The organism is Microcoleus sp. AT3-A2 (assembly GCF_036705685.1).
GTDB lineage: Bacteria > Cyanobacteriota > Cyanobacteriia > Cyanobacteriales > Microcoleaceae > Microcoleus.
Map to the genome: position 1 here is coordinate 53,239 of NZ_JAUBVF010000008.1, position 15,163 is coordinate 68,401.

At 45.5% G+C, this 15,163-nt stretch carries 18 protein-coding genes; 6 read left to right on the top strand and 12 right to left on the bottom strand.

Features of this window, described 5'->3' with window-relative positions:
* Positions 1–40: 40 nt before the first annotated feature.
* Together QUB37_RS07330 and QUB37_RS07335 are read left to right on the top strand one after the other, a co-directional pair.
* A complete protein-coding gene (locus QUB37_RS07330) occupies positions 41–547 on the top strand; it encodes a MogA/MoaB family molybdenum cofactor biosynthesis protein (RefSeq protein WP_333160501.1) in 507 nt (168 codons plus the stop codon).
* Positions 548–822: 275 nt separating this feature from the next.
* A complete protein-coding gene (locus QUB37_RS07335) occupies positions 823–1,755 on the top strand; it encodes a methylated-DNA--[protein]-cysteine S-methyltransferase (RefSeq protein WP_333160503.1) in 933 nt (310 codons plus the stop codon).
* Between the two features lie 51 nt (positions 1,756–1,806).
* On the opposite strand, the gene QUB37_RS07340 is transcribed toward QUB37_RS07335, so the two are convergent.
* The 3 genes from QUB37_RS07340 to QUB37_RS07350 all read right to left on the bottom strand — a co-directional run bounded on the left by QUB37_RS07340 (position 1,807) and on the right by QUB37_RS07350 (position 2,621).
* The gene (locus QUB37_RS07340) at positions 1,807–2,133 is read right to left on the bottom strand and encodes a DUF5615 family PIN-like protein (protein WP_333160505.1); all 327 of its coding nucleotides are present in this window, start codon (positions 2,131–2,133) and stop codon (positions 1,807–1,809) included.
* Positions 2,117–2,341, bottom strand: coding sequence for a DUF433 domain-containing protein (locus QUB37_RS07345; RefSeq protein ID WP_333160507.1), 225 nt, complete (start codon positions 2,339–2,341; stop codon positions 2,117–2,119). Before QUB37_RS07345 ends, QUB37_RS07340 begins: the two co-directional genes overlap by 17 nt.
* 130 nt (positions 2,342–2,471) lie before the next feature.
* A complete protein-coding gene (locus tag QUB37_RS07350) occupies positions 2,472–2,621 on the bottom strand; it encodes a hypothetical protein (protein WP_333160509.1) in 150 nt (49 codons plus the stop codon).
* On the opposite strand from QUB37_RS07350, the gene QUB37_RS07355 reads away from it, so the two are divergent.
* Positions 2,621–3,973 carry a cytochrome P450 gene (locus QUB37_RS07355; RefSeq protein WP_333160511.1) on the top strand — a complete coding sequence of 451 codons (1,353 nt, stop codon included), beginning with the start codon at positions 2,621–2,623 and terminating at the stop codon, positions 3,971–3,973. The two genes, QUB37_RS07350 and QUB37_RS07355, sit on opposite strands and share 1 nt — an antisense overlap.
* Positions 3,974–4,005: 32 nt before the next feature.
* Here QUB37_RS07355 and QUB37_RS07360 read toward each other — a convergent pair whose 3' ends face one another.
* Both QUB37_RS07360 and QUB37_RS07365 read right to left on the bottom strand, forming a co-directional pair.
* On the bottom strand, positions 4,006–4,329 hold the full coding sequence (locus QUB37_RS07360; protein ID WP_333160513.1) for a hypothetical protein: 324 nt from the start codon (positions 4,327–4,329) through the stop codon (positions 4,006–4,008).
* Positions 4,330–4,632: 303 nt separating this feature from the next.
* A complete protein-coding gene (locus tag QUB37_RS07365; RefSeq protein ID WP_333160515.1) occupies positions 4,633–5,568 on the bottom strand; it encodes a class I SAM-dependent methyltransferase in 936 nt (311 codons plus the stop codon).
* A gap of 331 nt (positions 5,569–5,899) precedes the next feature.
* Between QUB37_RS07365 and QUB37_RS07370 the strand changes: the two genes are divergently transcribed.
* The gene (locus QUB37_RS07370; protein WP_333160517.1) at positions 5,900–6,802 is read left to right on the top strand and encodes a hypothetical protein; all 903 of its coding nucleotides are present in this window, start codon (positions 5,900–5,902) and stop codon (positions 6,800–6,802) included.
* A gap of 59 nt (positions 6,803–6,861) precedes the next feature.
* Here QUB37_RS07370 and QUB37_RS07375 read toward each other — a convergent pair whose 3' ends face one another.
* Together QUB37_RS07375 and QUB37_RS07380 are read right to left on the bottom strand one after the other, a co-directional pair.
* Positions 6,862–7,158 (bottom strand): type II toxin-antitoxin system RelE/ParE family toxin, encoded by a 297-nt coding sequence (locus QUB37_RS07375; RefSeq protein ID WP_172187606.1) that lies wholly within the window; start codon positions 7,156–7,158, stop codon positions 6,862–6,864.
* A 3-nt stretch (positions 7,159–7,161) separates the two neighbouring features.
* A complete protein-coding gene (locus QUB37_RS07380) occupies positions 7,162–7,386 on the bottom strand; it encodes an addiction module protein (protein ID WP_333160520.1) in 225 nt (74 codons plus the stop codon).
* A 234-nt stretch (positions 7,387–7,620) separates the two neighbouring features.
* On the opposite strand from QUB37_RS07380, the gene QUB37_RS07385 reads away from it, so the two are divergent.
* Positions 7,621–8,565 (top strand): glutathione S-transferase C-terminal domain-containing protein, encoded by a 945-nt coding sequence (locus tag QUB37_RS07385; RefSeq protein WP_333160669.1) that lies wholly within the window; start codon positions 7,621–7,623, stop codon positions 8,563–8,565.
* A gap of 538 nt (positions 8,566–9,103) precedes the next feature.
* Here the strand turns inward: QUB37_RS07385 and QUB37_RS07390 are convergent.
* Both QUB37_RS07390 and thyD read right to left on the bottom strand, forming a co-directional pair.
* On the bottom strand, positions 9,104–9,955 hold the full coding sequence (locus QUB37_RS07390) for a hypothetical protein (RefSeq protein ID WP_333160522.1): 852 nt from the start codon (positions 9,953–9,955) through the stop codon (positions 9,104–9,106).
* A 792-nt stretch (positions 9,956–10,747) separates the two neighbouring features.
* Positions 10,748–11,674: a thylakoid membrane protein ThyD gene (thyD, locus tag QUB37_RS07395; RefSeq protein WP_333160524.1), complete on the bottom strand. Its 927-nt coding sequence runs from the start codon at positions 11,672–11,674 to the stop codon at positions 10,748–10,750.
* Positions 11,675–11,822: 148 nt separating this feature from the next.
* On the opposite strand from thyD, the gene QUB37_RS07400 reads away from it, so the two are divergent.
* On the top strand, positions 11,823–13,454 hold the full coding sequence (locus QUB37_RS07400) for a DUF3352 domain-containing protein (protein WP_333160527.1): 1,632 nt from the start codon (positions 11,823–11,825) through the stop codon (positions 13,452–13,454).
* A gap of 165 nt (positions 13,455–13,619) precedes the next feature.
* Here QUB37_RS07400 and QUB37_RS07405 read toward each other — a convergent pair whose 3' ends face one another.
* From QUB37_RS07405 to QUB37_RS07415, 3 genes are all read right to left on the bottom strand, one after another.
* Positions 13,620–13,817 (bottom strand): hypothetical protein, encoded by a 198-nt coding sequence (locus QUB37_RS07405; protein ID WP_190743630.1) that lies wholly within the window; start codon positions 13,815–13,817, stop codon positions 13,620–13,622.
* 196 nt (positions 13,818–14,013) lie between these two features.
* A complete protein-coding gene (locus QUB37_RS07410; RefSeq protein WP_333070877.1) occupies positions 14,014–14,430 on the bottom strand; it encodes a tetratricopeptide repeat protein in 417 nt (138 codons plus the stop codon).
* 87 nt (positions 14,431–14,517) lie between these two features.
* Positions 14,518–14,871 (bottom strand): HesB/IscA family protein, encoded by a 354-nt coding sequence (locus tag QUB37_RS07415; RefSeq protein ID WP_006632680.1) that lies wholly within the window; start codon positions 14,869–14,871, stop codon positions 14,518–14,520.
* Positions 14,872–15,163 lie beyond the last annotated feature (292 nt).

Below are 15,163 nucleotides of genomic sequence, written 5' to 3' on the forward strand. Positions count from 1 at the left end.
TTCCTTATTGCTTCTTTCTTTTTTCTTAAACATCTGTTATATGACGCAAATTCCTCACCCCGATTTATCTAAAATAACCGTAAATTGCGCTATCATTACTGTTAGCGACACGCGCTCGGCTGAAACAGACAGTAGCGGCTTGTTAACTAAGAAGTTGCTAAAAGATGCGGGTCACTCTGTGGTAGCTTACACTGTTGTTAAAGATGATGCGGCCAAAATTGTATTGCAAATGCAGGCTTTTTCCCAGCGTGAAGATGTGGATGCAATCATTTTTAATGGCGGGACGGGCATCGCTCCCCGAGATACGACTTATGATGTGATGGAGAGTTTGCTCGACAGGATTTTACCGGGATTTGGGGAGATATTTCGGTTTTTGAGCTATCAAGAAATTGGTTCGAGGGCGATCGCCTCTCGCGCAGTTGCAGGCGTGTATCAAGGCAAGTTAGTCTTTTCTCTTCCCGGCTCTAGCAATGGTGTGAAACTAGCTGTGGAAAAGCTAATTTTACCAGAATTAGTTCACTTGGTGACGCAGTTGCGCGGAGGGTGATATCAATTCCGGTAACACCGGAATGATGGCGAGTGGGAGGTGATCCGTGGGGGAATGTGGAATTGCGCGACCTTGACTTGATCATTTCCATGCAACCGGAAACGATATGAGGTCGCTTTTTTCAATCTCTTCAATCTCTTCAATCTCTTCAATCTAAAATCTAAAATCTAAAATCGACTGATTGCATTCACCGCAAGAAACGGGTGGCTTTGAGCCGACTCTATGGCTAAAGTAAGGAAACATCAAAATTCCCTTGACTTAGATAGATGATTTCGATGCAGAATGCGAGTGTCTATGCTAGCGAAGATTATCACCGGATTGCTCGGGCGATCGCCTTTATGCGACAACACCACCTAAACCAGCCCAATCTGGCAACTGTGGCCCAGCACATAGGACTTAGTGAATATCATTTTCAACGGCTATTTACTCAATGGGCCGGCATTAGCCCCAAGCGGTTTTTGCAATATCTGACAGTTGAATATGCCAAGTCAAAAATCACTCAGACTAAAAGCCTTCTAGACCTAACATTGGACGTGAGACTATCGAGTCCCGGACGATTGCACGATTTATTTGTGAACTTGGAAGCAATGTCACCTGGGGAGTTCAAAGCAGGCGGAGCAGGTTTACAAATTCGCTATGGCATTCATGATACCCCGTTTGGCACATCTCTAATTGCTACAACGGCCCGTGGTATTTGTAATCTTTATTTCTTGGAGACAACAGACGAACAAACCGCCCAACAAAGACTGCGATTGGCATGGAAAAACGCTGAAATCATTCGTGATGAGCAAGCCACTCAATCATTGCGTGACCGGATTTTCAATTCAGAAACTTTCAGCGAGCAAAAACCACTAACGCTGTTGGTAAAAGGCACTAACTTTCAGATCCAAGTTTGGCGAGCACTTTTGCAATTGCCCTTTGGTGCGATCGCAACTTATCAGACTATAGCTCAAATGGTAGCACGCCCAACTGCTGCTAGAGCTGTAGGAAATGCGATCGGTAAAAATCCGATCGGCTATCTAATTCCGTGTCACCGAGTCATTCGAGAATCTGGAGAACTCGGTGGCTATGGCTGGGGAGTAGAGCGTAAAACAGTCATGTTAGGTTGGGAGGCTAGCCAGACAATCTGCAGAACCACCCTCGCAGGAATAGAGCGATCTAACGGTGTCAATCACCCGCAGCAGACTACCTCCGCTCCTAACACATAACATCTGTGCGATCGCGCGCGGGAGTTGTCGTGCTGCGTCGCCTAAAAACTTTTAAGAACCTCCGACTTCAATCACTTCCCCCGGAGTAATGATATTCAACACGTTACGAGCATCTGGTATTAGAGGAAGTAAATCAGGAAGTCTGTTGCTCGATGCTACAAGAACAATAACGGCGACTCCAGCTTGCTGCAAGTTTTGCTGATAGCGCAAATTTTGATCGGTGGTGAGCAGAATGGTGAAGCCCTCTTGACTCATAAGCCGCAGCAATTCACCGTTCTTTTTTCCTGACCATCCCATCTCAACAACTGTGCGTATCTCGTAATCAGCAAGTTCACGCTTTAAAGGTCGTGGGGCACATTCATCAAGCAGGATTCGCATAGGCTGTCAGCATTTCCTTTGCTAATTCAAGAGCTGCAATTGTCTGTTCCCGACTGACACTAGGGAAATGGTCTAGAAATACGTCTAATGAATCACCAGCCTCAAGATAATCAAGTAGGGTTCTCATTGGTACACGAGTCCCAACAAAAACAGGGGTTCCCCCCAGAATTTCGGGGTCGCTATGAACAACAAGGGATGTTAATGTCATAACAAATTCAGCCAACTGGCTACCAGCTTTTACAACAATTGTATCCCAAAGTCATTTGATTTTCGTGAGCAGAATGCCAAACAAATGATCGCTAGCATCCATTTCATCTAAAACTACAATTTTTAGCAGTTTAGGCTGGGAAGCTAGCCATACAATCTGCGATCGATCCCGATAGCATTACTATTTTTGCTACTTGCCTTCGCGATCGATCGCAGATAAATTTCAGGGTGCAAGGTCGATCGATATACACTAGAAAGATTGTGTATCGCCAGTTTTGCAATGACGCTGCCTACCGGATCTCGTTCTCCTGCTCTGTTCCAAACGCTTTCGCTGGTAGCTGACCCGATCGCATTTTTTGATCGCTCCTGGGCCAAATACGGCGATACATTTACCGCCCGCGTGTTGGGCCCCTCTTCGCCCCCCGTGGTGTTTCTGGGCCGTCCAGAAGCGATTCAGGCGGTGTTTACGACGTTAGCCGATGCCTTTGAGTTTGGCAAAGTGACCAACATATTTCGCCCCCTGGTGGGAAATGAATCCCTAATTATGAATGAAGGGCCACGACATCTGCGACAGCGACAGCTATTAATGCCTGCGCTGCATCGGGAACAGTTGCACAGTCAAGGGCATTTGATTGTTGATTTGACGAAAAAGCACACGATCGACTGGAAAGCCCCAGATGCGATCGCAGTCCGCGAAGAAATGTCAGAAATTTCGCTGCAAGTAATCTTGCAAGTCGTGTTTGGATTAGTGCCGGGAGAGCGCTACGAACGCCTGAAACAATTGCTCAGCAACCTTTTAGAGGCGATTACCTCTGAGCTGTACTCAATACAATTTTTCTTTGAACCGTTGCAGCAAAATTTGGGATCTTGGAGTCCGTGGGGGCAGTTTTTGCAGCAGATGGCGCAGATTGACTCGCTGATTTATGCGGAAATTGCCGAGAGGCGATCGCATTCTCTCGATTCGTCTCGCACGGATATTCTGTCGGTGTTGATGATGGCCCGCGACGACACCGGCGAATCCATCGGCGATCGAGAATTGCGCGATCAGTTGATGACGCTGTTGTTATTGGGACATGAAACGACTGGATCGGCGTTGACTTGGGCGTTTTACTGGCTGCATCAGTTTCCCCAATGCCTTGCTAGGTTGCGGCAGGAATTGGATGAATTGGGCGAGAATCCCGATCCGATCGCGCTTTCGCAGTCGCCCTACTTAACAGCAGTCTGCAAGGAAGCGCTGCGGGTTTATCCAATTGCCTTAATTTCGCAGCCGCGCAAGGTGAAACGGACGATCGAACTCGAAGGCTATACATATCAACCGGGAACGATTTTAATCCCCTGTGTCTATTTGGCGCACCGTCGCCCTGAAACCTACGAAAATCCCGCTCAATTCAATCCCGATCGCTTTTTAGATCGCAAGTTTTCCGCCTCTGAATTTTTACCGTTTGGAGGGGGGAGTCGAAGCTGCATCGGGATGGCGTTATCGATGTTTGAAATGAAGCTGGTTTTAGCAACGGTGCTGTCTTCCCGTGAGTTTGTATCGAATCTCGATCGGCCAATTCGTCCGGCGCGCCGGGGAATCACCTTTGTGCCGCCCGATCGGTTTCGATTAACGGTTGTGGGCGATCGGCGTTAGATTCAGTGAAACACCGTGTCAAGCAAGATATGTTATTCGATGAAAATCCCAGCAACTTTGTCTCCATTCATTGTCATGTGTGCCACAAATTCATCTCCACCATCTTCAAAACTCAGCTTCCACAAATAAATCGGAGAATTACCTTGTTTTATCTCACCAAAATAAGTAATAGAGTATCCCTTTTGCAGGCGTGAAGCGAGCAGCTCGCTAACATCGTCAAACATTTGTTGTGTAATGCCCGCTTTGTAGCCTGCATCACCGACTGTGGTAAAAAGCTCGTAATTTTTCGATGCAGTGGCATCCAAGATAACCTGCAAACAATCGATGACGTTTTGAGAGGGGGCTGTCGGGTTCATGAAGATGTCCTACTTTTAGGGTTCTATCAAAATGTCTAACAAATGGCGCTGTGAATAGCTTCTACGGCTGTCCAATATCAAATCCGGTAGCATCGGAATTATTTATCGGTAGGGGGCGCGATCGCAGAAATTTTAAAATCCACAGATTAGACTATTTACACTCACGCACCGCCCCAAGGATTGAATAATATCTCTGCAACTTTACCATTTATAGCAGTTTTCAATCGAATTAAATAAATACAGCTTTAGACACGGCACTGCCGTGTCCTACCCGATATCTGTACTTCACTCTACTGAAAACCGCTATATTGCCTTAGCAACAATAGTCCGGTGTCGGACTGTATTGCAAGTGATTGTCGGCGCAGCAAAATCAGAATCTACCAAAGCTTGCTCAATATCCAACCCAAAATACTGATCCAAATAAGGCTCCGTACTCTTGAGCAAAGTCAAAATATAAGGAGGCATTTTGGCATAAACTTCCGACTGAGGATTCATATCCATAATTGTCAAATGTCCGCCAACACGTAGCAAACGCCTCGCTTCCCGGAACACTTCTCTAGTAGCTTTCTGCGGCAATTCGTGACAAACTAAACAGATAGAAACTAAATCAAAAGCAGCCGCAGGTAAACCAGTAGATTCAGCAGCAGCATGAACCCAAGTCGGAGATTTTTGATTTAAAGATTGGGATTCTCGCTGTTGGGAACGGTATTTAGCAACTGCTAAAAAATAAGGCGACAACTCCACCCCAGTCATCTTCGCTTCCGGGTAAACCTCGCCAAGGGCAAAGGTACTCATTCCCACACTGCATCCCAAATCAACAATATCCTGCGGTGAAGAAGCAATCTGAGATTTGATGACTTCGTGATAGCTGGCGCGGAGTTTAGAATCGCCTTCTGCACCGGCTTCCGGCCAAATTCCCGCGTGAACTGTACGGGCGGCAACTTCTACTTCTGTAGCAGCTTCCCAACTCATATTGCCTTTTTCATAAGCGTGGAATGAAGTTAGATAATATTTCGGGTAAACAAGATCGGGATTTTGGACGCTGAGCAATTCTGCATCCCAATTTCGAGCTAAAAGTGCTTGGGCTTCTTGTCGCCAATGCACTCCGATTTTTTCTGCTCTTGTTATCATCATTTCCCGCGCTTGGTGCTTGGCTAGATTAGCCAAAGGTTTGATGGAAAGGACGCCATTTACTAAACGCGAAGCTAATCCCGGAGTTTTGTTAATTGCAACCGTCATATTTTATGTGTTTCTATTTTGCGCCATCTATTTTAACACAGTGCGAGGATTTTGAGTTGTTCGATATAATGAAACTTAACTTGGTGAGGGCGAGTGAAATGCAAATGTTTTGGGGGAAAGACTTTTTTTAATGAACCGCAGAGGGCGCAGAGAACGCAGAGGAAGAAAAGAGAGAAAAGATAAGAGTAGGGCAAAAGTGGCTCGGCTGGTATAATATTTATTTGTGCTTGCCTACTTAGTTCTGGGGAATTCATCTAGAATCTGGAATCGGATTTGCCGAAGTTGGAGTATTTGGAAGAACACTTTAAATCTGGCTATTAAGGAGTTTGTGATGAGCAAATCTATTGTGGAATTGGTTGACAATTTGCCGTCTGGTGGGGTCACTGTGAAGATGTTAAAATCTCTCGATTTTGTGGTTCCGGGAGAGTGGAACAATCTGACGGGTTTTGATAATACTATTGAAGCGGTGACAGGGGAAACAAAGCGCAAATTAGTGGGGAAAATTTGCGATCGCGCGATCGAGCTTTACGCCAACCCCAACGAGCCATATCAAGGCGTAGTCAGGCTTTACCAGTTAGCAGACAGCGCCGACAGTGCGTTAGGTGCAACGGCTATGGCCAGTAAAATCGGCGAAAACATCGGCTTTCTTTCCTTTCTCAACCGCCTCACTCCTAAAGCTGACACAACTCAAACGATCGACTTGTGCGTCAAAGTGGCGATCGAGCTAATAGCCTACTGCAAACTTAACAATATTTCCCTTAACAATGTGGGAAGCTTTGGTAATTATTTATCCCATTACAAAGGCGAATCTCTGATGCGGATGGCTGCTTTAGTTTGTGCTGACGGTTTAATTCCCCTTGGCCCGGACTTCATTAGAGTAGCACAAAATACCATAGGCGGATTGAATCCTTCAACCTTGCAGCAAAACTCAACATTCCAAAATATCAGCAACCTAATTCCCGGCGCAAATAATTCACAAAAGTTCGGATTTGTGACAGCAAGTTTCGCCTCAGCGCAAGGTTGGATGAACAATTTAGTACAGTCTCGCGGCTTAACTCCGGCCATAGTTTTAGGCCATCTCAAGCAATACATTGATGTTGCCGATGACAAATTGGATTATGTGGCGGCGTTTTTAGACATGACTACCAATTATTACGAACATACGGGAATTCAGACGGTTGCTCGCCGATTGATCGATCGAGCTTATGCTGAAATAGCCTCTGGCAGATCCTAGAAAAGTCGTTCTCAGGTGAGGGAACAGAGGAAGGCAGAGCATGGTAACGAGGGAACTTGTTAGGTTCGCGTTTGCCATGCTGTTGAGTCTCTGCGACCATGAAAAATGGCGGTCACTATCACTCGGCTTGATACAATGCGATAATACACAGCATAGGGAAAGCGACGCACCACCGATCGCCGAACATCGCGATAGACAACTGGATAGGACTCCGGCATCTGGCAAATTCGATCGAGCATTTCGTCAATACAGTCTAAAAACTCGTCACCAAGTCCTAGTTGCTGACTTTCATACCAAGTGTAAGCTTCATCAACTTCTTCACGAACTTCTGGGCGGAATACTAACGCATAATTCATAGTTTATTTTCGTGCTTTGACTGAAGCTTTAACTTCTTCCCAGGTCAGCACATTATCAGGATTTGCTTCAGTATCATCAATTCGGCGATCGAGTTCCTGCTTTTGAAAGTCTGTCAGATCGGGGTGAACCTGTTCTGCCGCTATACTCTCTAAGATTGCTTGTACAAGACGAATCCGATCTTGAACGCTGAGGGCGACGATCTGATTTAAAGTGCCTGTGAAATCCATAAATTTAAGTTAAGCGCCAAGGACTTAGTAGATTATTATAACTCAAAACCAACATCGAGGCAGAGCCAAAGCATCTGCGTTCCCACGCTCTTCCTGGGAACGAGGGAATAAACCTCGCAATGTGAGTTAAAATAAGCTGATTATGTTTAGCAAACCTCTTTTAATCGCATTGTGAAAAACAAATCGCTTCCTTCATCCGTAACAGTCAAGCTAGGCAAATTTGTCTGGACATCAATGTGGCAATTAATGATGTCAAAACTAGCGCCGCCCGATCGCACCGGAGCATACATTCGCCCCAGCAGCAGTTTCCGCAACTTTGTCAGCACTGCACCAGACAACCCTCACGGGCCCGCTGCGGGACGGTATCGCCTCTTTGTGGGTACGGGATGCCCTTGGGCGCACCGCACTCTGGTGACGAGGGCGCTCAAAGGGCTGGAAGATGCGATATCCGTCTCTATTGTCTATCCCTCGGAAGGGGGAATGTGGGTGATGGAGTCGGAGACTTTTGGCTGCAACACGATGCCGGAACTTTACCAGTTGGCTTTACCGGGCTATCAGGGGCGGTGTACGGTGCCGGTGCTGTGGGATGACTCGACAAAGACGATCGTCAATAACGAGAGTTCGGAAATTATTGTGATGCTAAACTCGGAGTTTAACGAGTTTGCTAGCAATCCTCAAATGGATCTTTATCCTCTGGATTTGCGATCGCAAATTGACGAGTGGAATGAGAAGATTTACCAATCGGTGAATAACGGCGTTTATCGCTGCGGTTTCGCGCAATCTCAGGCTGCTTATGACTCGGCTTGCAGTGAATTGTTTGCTGTTTTAGACGAGATCGATCGATCGCTCTTGAGGAGTCGTTACCTTTGTGGCGATCGGGTGACATTAGCAGACGTGCGGCTTTTTACTACTCTATTCCGTTTTGATGCAGTTTACTACAGCTTATTCAAATGCAATGTGCGCCGCATTCAAGATTACGAGCATTTGGGAGCTTATCTGCGCGATTTGTACCAGTTACCGGGAGTTGCTGGCACTTGCGATTTGGAGGCTGTGAAGCGCGATTATTACGGCAATTTGTTCCCGCTGAATCCCGGCTGCATTATCCCCGCTGGGCCCGATCCGGCGAGTTTGCTCAAAGCTCACGATCGCGCCGGGATCAGAAACCGGGTTTCTCCATAAATCTCTGTGATTATCGAAATTGAAGCGAATAAAATGACCTCGTTCGGGGATATATTTTAGCAAAATTCTTCTCCTTCTGGTTTTCCCCAAGAGATTTCTTCGCCCGGTTCTATTTCGCCTGCTAATAATTCATCTAGGGTATATTTGGAAAGTTTCTGATTTACAGGCTCTATGACTATTTTTCCATTTTCTATACTGCAAATTACTGCATCATCTGCTTTCAGGTTGAAATATTTGGTTCTTCAGTACGTAGTATGCTAAACAACCCAAAATCAAGCTGTAAACCTTGTTATATCAAATCCGGTAGCATCGGAATTATTCATCTCTCTTATCTCCCTCTGTGTTCTCTGCGTTCTCTGTGGTTAAATCATTCCGATGCAACCGGAAACAATATTAAATAAGGATTAAACGAAATATCGCTCATTCTAGCCCAATTCATCTAAATAAATAGTCAAAACCTTTGCTCCGCAAAGGTTTTGACTACATTTCTATACAAGTTAGCATACCAAGTAATGAAGAGCCATTATTTTTTGTATACTCATCCAAAGATTTTATAATAATTAGGATCTTTTTTAATAAAAACTCTCAGTCTAAATAATCGATAATAAAACACAACCTGTTTACTTAGTTTGTTGTTGATTTTCTCCCAAAGGGAACGTTTGGGATATTCAATCTGTTTATGGATGTCGAAGTAAATTTGTTTCTCCTGAATAATTGCTTGTCCATTTTGGATTCTTACTCGTTCAATATTATCCTTAAAGAATGGAAATTTGTCTTCGCGGAAAAAATCAAATGTCATCCCAATTCGAGCCGCAGCTAGCCCCATAGCATAACCCTCACCATGATAGATTTCTTGGATTTCAAAAAAGTAAGAAATTGTCTGCCAAAGTTCAAAAAATTTCCCTTCTAATCCATTCTGTCTCTTCATGACAAACATAAACTCGTGAAGCCACTTCACTTGTTGAAGATCAATATTTAGTTTTTGCCCTGCTGCTTTTATAACTTCAATTTTTTTCGGATTTTTAATGTTTTGTATGTGTTTGACCAAATCAGTACCTGCTCTTGCTGTAATTCCAGGAGACCAATTCATTTCTTCTACTAGAGGGCCTAGCAATCTAACATCAGAGTCTAAAAACATACAACTCTCAAATAGTGAGAGAGCTTTTTCAAGAACGAAACGTTTGTCATGATACCCTTTCACACTCTGGAGGTGGTGCTTGAACACCAGAACATGAGGGAAATTTTTAAACTGCTCTGGTTGATCGCTTAGGATACATAAAGTTGTGGAAGGCATATGGGTCTGGATATCTTGAGCTAGCATCTTTACATGAGCACGATACCTATCACCTACAGCTAGAGTACAAAAACAAAACTTTTCAGATGTGTCCATATGATTTGAGCGCCAGAGATGTGAGTTAAACTTGCAGAAATTTTTCGTGAATCCAACTTATGAAAATATTATAACTGACTTATGGTTACTAGATTACTCTGAAACAGTTTCAATAGCAAGGAATAAACAGAATATTAAGAATGCGTTTATATTGCGATCGCAATATTGAAGATTAAACCCTATATCCCTCTTCTGTCACTCTCCGGGGGGGCGATCGCGCTTAATCTTCATCTGGCAATTAATACAAGCTATTCTATTAGAAGAAAAAATGCTCAGGTTTATTTATTATAACAACTAGATATAGTCGCGCGTGGGGTTCAGAAACCGGGTTTGAAACCCAAATCTTGGGTAGGATGCCTAAATTATCACAGAAAACCGGTTTCTTGGCTCAGGGTTAGGCGCGATCGCGTGGGGGGTTGAGAAACCGGGTTTGAAACCCAAATCTCTGTTGGGATGCCAAAATTCTCCCAGAAACCCGGTTTCTTGGAGTTTCTGGGAACACGCGTGGGGATTCAGAAACCGGGTTTCTTACCCAAATCGGGCGTGAGGATGCAAAAATTGTCGCAGAAACCCGGTTTCTTGGCTGAGGCTGAGGTGATCGCGTCGGGGAGTCAGAAACCGGGTTTATTAACAAAATCTTCGGTAGGATGCCAAAATTATCGCAGAAACCCGGTTTCTTGGATTAGGCCCGCAGGACCCTCAGAAACCGGGTTTATTAACAAAATCCGGCGTGAGGATGCCACAATTATCGAAGAAATCCGGTTTCTTGGACAACGAGGATTCGGCTACTTCCTAGCTTCCAGACAAAATCTCTTCTAGTGCTAATTTCAGCGTCGGATATTGATATTGAAAACCGCTAGCTAAAGTTTGTTTAGGCAACACTTTCTGCCCTTCCAAAACAAGTTTTGCCCCGTCTCCCAACAGCATTTCTAAAGCAAAACCTGGCACCGGCAACCAAGAAGGCCGCTTTAAAACTTCCCCTAAAGTTTGACACAATTCATTCATCCGCACCGGATTCGGTGCTGTCGCATTCAAAACACCTTCAACTTGCGAATTTTGCAAAGCGTACAAAATTAAATCAACCACATCCTCGCGATGAACCCAAGAAAACCACTGTTTCCCAGTGCCCAGCGGCCCACCTGCAAATAGTTTAAAAGGTGGCAGCATTTTTGCCAACGCACCTCCCATTCCCAAAACTATCCCCAGCCGCAAAATTGCTAACCGCGTTCCCGCATTTTTTGCAGGTTGGGCGGCTGCTTCCCAGTCTTTGCAAACTGCTGCTAAAAAATCGTTTCCCGCGAGGCTCGTTTCGTCAAACTCAGCGGTTTCGCTGGTTCCGTAATAGCCGATCGCCGATGCGCTAACAAACACCGATGGTCTAGGATTAGCATTGACGATCGCCTCGACCAATTTTGCTGTCGTCAGTCTGCGACTGTCCAGAATTGCTTGCTGGCGCGCCTCCGTCCACCTTTCCTCCGCAATCGGAACCCCGGCTAAATTGACAACCGCGTCGCAGCCTGCGATCGACTTTTGCCAATCACCAGACGACGCCGGAGTGTAGGCGACAACTTCCAAATTCGGATAAGCTGAAGCCGGAAAAACTCGGCCAGCCTTCGCCGCATCCCTGCTCAAAACCACCACTTTATCTCCCGCAGCTTGCAGTTTCTCCACCAGCCGGCTACCTACAAATCCCGTTGCTCCCGCGATCGCTACTTTCATCTTTTACAAATAATGCACAGTTCTAGCAGTTTAGACGATCGTCCAAACTTGTGTTAAATCATACAAAAATAAACAGCAGCCTCGATCGCCTCTCCACAAGCTTTCTGTATTTTGATTAAACTGATATGGGACGCGAGGAACACAAACCATGCCTGCAAAAAAATCAAAGCTTCTAATTGCTGCCTCCATCGCCGCAGCAGGTAGCGCTGCGGTCTACTTTTACTTCCAGGGTTTGAGCCAACAAGTATCCAACCCTCAAGACAGCGCCAAAGTTGTACCCGACGAAGCAATGATGGCCGCGTTCATCTCCCCCAATCCCCAAGCGTTGGCCCAGTTGCAGCGATTTGGCACGCCAGGGGCTCAAAAGTTGATCGGTCAGGGTTTGAAGACCTTTCAAGAACAAAGCTTGGCAGGCACTCAAATCGACTTTGACAGGGACTTAAAACCTTGGTTAGGGGGGGTGATGGTCGCTTTGCTGCCCCCTGATGCTGTGACAAATACAGAGCCTCCAAAACTGCTGGTAGTAGTCAGCGTCAAAAATAAAATTAGCGCTTGGAATTTTGCTAATAAATTAAAATCTCAGCCCGGTGCAACTACTCAAGAAACCGAGTATAAAGGAGTTAAAATTTTTGAAATTGCAGAGCCAACTGGCAAGCGCTACAGTTTGGCTTTGCTGAACGACCAATTAGTGATGGCTCCTTTGAAAAAGCCTGTGGAATTGGCGATCGATACTTTTAAAGGAGAACCCTCCCTTGCCACCCAGCAGAGCACAACTAAGTTTTTTGCAGAGAGTGCTGGTGTCAAGAATCCGATCGCAACTGTTTATATTGCTGACTATCCTGCTGCAATTGAGCAATTGAAAGCTAATTTGCCCCCAGATATCCAGTTGCCTTGGACAGTGTTTTCGCAGTTTAAACAAGTTAAGTCTTTGGTTGCAGGAATTGGGGTGGATAGTGCGGGATTGAGGGTAAAAACTATCGCTCAGTTAGACCCTAAATTCGTCCAGCAAAATCCACAAGTCCCCTCGAAATTGTTACCCAGATTTCCCGACGAAACTATTGCTTTAGTCGGCGGCAAGGGACTAGATCAAATTTGGTCGCAAGCGACAGCCCAGGGAAAAGATAGCCCGGAAGTTGACAGAGGAGTTCAGCAGGTGAGGAGTAGTTTTAATCGGTTGGATTTGGATGCGGATCGTGAAGTTTTTGGTTGGATGAACGGGGAATTTGCGATCGGGGCGATCGGTTCCAATCAAGGGATTTTGTCTCAGTTGGGAATGGGGGCGGCGATGATTTTTGAAACGAGCGATCGCCCTGCTGCAGAAGCAACCCTGAAAAAACTCGATGCGATCGCCAAAAGCAATCCTACAGTCAGCGTCGCCCCCAGACAAGTTCAAGGAAAGGAAGTTACGGAATGGAAAATACCCCAGCAAGGCACTTTATTCGGGCACGGTTGGCTGAATGAAAATTCTGTGTTTGTAGCTTTCGGCGGGCCTTTAGTTGATGTGATTACTTCGACGCCACCCCAGCCGCTAAGCAGCAGTCCGAGTTTTCAGGCGATCGCTACTTCTTTACCGCGGGCCAACCAAGGTTACTTTTACATAGATATGGAAAAAACCATGTCTTGGGCTAACCAATATTTGCTCGCAGTACAGCCAAATTTAGTTTCGCCGCCCGTCGCTGAATTGCTCAATTCTCTCCGAGGAGTTAGCGTAGCCACAGCTTCTACACAACCGACAACTGCTCAGTTGGAGATGCTTTTTGCTTTGAAATCTACCCATTAGGGAATCGGGAATCGGGAATTAATAATTCTTCCTTTTATCCTTTTATCCCTTAAATCCGGTACACTGCTTTGTTGCCGGACTTTTTTCTTACTAAAAAAGTTGCTGCCTCTCTAGGGAGGGCAGCTACTCAAATAAAGCATCTTAAAGTCTCTCAAAACTTCAGAATTAACCTTCAGACATTCCCGACTTATTGGGCAATTGCAAATCATCAGGATCTACATAGTGACAAACTGCTTTGTCCATGCAAATCAATGCCCAGCCAGATTTATCTATGCTCATCAATTTGTAAGAAGCGGGCTGAATAAAGAAACCTTTATGGTTGCGGGTTGCTGGTTTGATGTTAACGTGGCTCTCATTGCTCATGTTTTTACAACTCCTAGTATTGTCGTAGTAAAATCTGAAAACCGCTGAGCGGGTTTGTCAATCGTCTAAGTTTTCAAATACTAGCACTGACTTTCTGAGTTTTCCATAAAGTTATTTATTGATTTATTACGATCTCGTAATAAACCACAAACCCGATTTCTTCGATCCCCGCCCAAAAATCGACTTGTTTGCGCGGTTACGGCTCCAGAAGCCACTGTTTAACGCGGGCTAGACTCTTCCAGTCGGGTTTTCTCTTTAATCCTTCTTCAAAATTTTTTTTAACTTCGTCGAGTAACTCTTCGGAAGCCATCAGGAGTTGCTGAGCCACTTCTACGTGGGGGCGCACTCCTTTTTCTTTGAGATCAAGGATCGCTACTGCTAGGTTGATGCGAGCTTGGGGGTCATGAGGGTTCAATTTAACGGCTGTTTTCGCTGCCTTTTGAGCCGGTGCAGGTTTATTTTCCAACAGGTAGAGCCACGCGAGGCTAGCCCAGGCATTGCCATTTTTGGGAGCTTTTTCGCACACTTCTTTAAACACGGGGATCAGATTAGCCGGGGCTTCGCCAGCTTGGTAGCGATCGAAACCGTCTTTAAACAATTCTTCAGGGGTCATTCGATTTTAGATTTTAGATTTGGGATGTTGCATGGAAAAGGGCGTGGGGCAGTTAACAACTTTCTGCCCCACGCCCTATTTTCCCATTTATGTAGAAAATGAACTGCCACAACCGCAAGTTTGAGTTGCGTTGGGGTTAGTAAACTGAAAGCCGCCCCCGATCATAGCATCGCTGAAGTCGAGAACCAAACCGTAGAGATAAAGAATGCTCTTGCGATCGCAAACGACCTGAAAACCGTCGTAGTCGAACACTTCATCGTCGGATTTGACAGTGCTGGGATCTGCGAAATCCATCACGTAGGACATTCCAGAGCATCCGCCCTGGCGCACCCCTACCCGCAAGCAGAGGTCTTTACCTTGTTTCTCTCTGAGAGCTAAAACTTGACGGACAGCAGAGTCCGTCATTTGAATGCCGCGCTTTTCAGAAATGGCTTGAGTCATAATTTGCCGAACTCCTGAGATTGTCTAATGCTAAGAGTGTGAAATACCCAAACTAAACGGAATACCGTTATAGTTCGCGCTTCGTGTCTCGTTTGCCGTTGCTCTGTTGGGTATCCCATTGGTGGGTATTCGTCACTGAAGACGATCCGAGTCTGACACAGCATCTCTGGGCTTTTACACCCTTTATCCCTTCCTAGGGAACCCACGCAGAAACCCTGTTTCCCAAGGCAAAAAACTCTTTCGTACAACAAACATGGATTATATTTCACAACAGGGCGTACCCTGTCAACCA